Annotated in this window: 2 protein-coding genes; both read left to right on the top strand. The window is 69.0% G+C overall.

The window, feature by feature from the left end:
* Positions 1 to 593 (top strand): VCBS repeat-containing protein (locus BI06_RS55210; protein WP_043474585.1); only part of this gene is annotated, 593 nt, incomplete at its 5' end.
* A 198-nt stretch (positions 594 to 791) separates the two neighbouring features.
* Positions 792 to 1,271 (top strand): transglycosylase family protein (locus BI06_RS48650; protein WP_304440898.1); only part of this gene is annotated, 480 nt, incomplete at its 3' end.

Below are 1,271 nucleotides of genomic sequence, written 5' to 3'. Positions count from 1 at the left end.
ACGGTGACGGGCGTGCGGACTACCTGCTGATCAACGCGAACGGTTCGGTGCGGGTGTTCCTGAACAAGGGCGGTGACGGGCGCGGGGGTTGGAGCGACCTGGGCCAGGTGGCCTCCGGTCTCACCGCCGATCCTTCCCAGGTGACGTTCGCGGACTTCGACGGCGACGGCCGTACGGACTACGTGGTCACTCAGGCGGACGGTGCGGTGGGTGTGTTCCGCAACACGGGTATCGGTGGGTGGAGCGACCTGGGCAAGGTGGCCGGCGGTGTGACGACCGATCGCAGCCGGATCAAGTGGGCCGACATCGACGGCGACGGCCGCGCGGACTACAACATCGTCAACCCCAGTGGGTCGATCACCAGTTACGTCAACCACGGCGGCGACACCGGTGGCGGCTGGACGCTGCGCGCGCAGATCACCACCGGCCTGACCGGCGACCAGAACGCCGTCTCGCTGGCGGACATCAACGCCGACGGCCGTGCCGACTACCTCGTCACCACCGGCCCCACCACCGCTTTCCTCAACAACGGCGGCGACGACCGCAACAACCCCGGCTGGCTCGACTACGGCCAGATCGCCGCCGGCGCCTGACCCACCACCCTGAGCAAGGAACCGCAAGGACACGGGGCGCAGCGCACCGGCCGCGCTGCGCCCCCAGTCCCCCCGACCACCGTCCTACCGAAGCGAGTGAATCCTTTGAAGCAGCACCGTCGCCTCCCTCTCTCCCTCGCCGTCCTGGCCGCCGCCGCGGTCGGCGCAATCGGCGCCCCTACGGCCTCCGCCGCGTCCGTGAGCACCTGGGACAAGGTCGCCCAGTGCGAGAGCACAGGAAACTGGAGCATCAACACCGGTGGCACGTACTACGGCGGCCTGCAGATCAGCCTCCACAACTGGCAGTACTACGGCGGAACGGCCTACGCGCCCCGCCCCGACCTCGCCACCAAGAAACAGCAGATTCTGATAGCCGAGAAGATCCTCGCCGACCAGGGCGCCGGCGCGTGGAGCTGCGCTCCGGGGACCGGGCTGGCGACCGACCACGCCGACCCGTACCCAAGCGGTGCCGGTACGGAGTCGGGTGGGGCGGGTCGGGTTCGGTGGGCGGACTTCGACGGTGACGGTCGTGCGGACTACGTGATTCTGAACGACAACGGTTCGGTGCGGGTGTTCCTGAACAAGGGTGGTGACGGGCACGGGGGTTGGAACGACCTCGGCCAGGTGTCCACGGGGATGACCTCGGACCGTGCTCGGGTGCGGCTGGCGGACTACGAC

This window comes from Kitasatospora sp. MBT66 (assembly GCF_000710405.2).
GTDB lineage: Bacteria > Actinomycetota > Actinomycetes > Streptomycetales > Streptomycetaceae > Kitasatospora > Kitasatospora purpeofusca.
The sequence above is the reverse complement of the archived record's forward strand: the minus strand, read 5'-3'. Positions and strand labels throughout refer to the sequence as shown.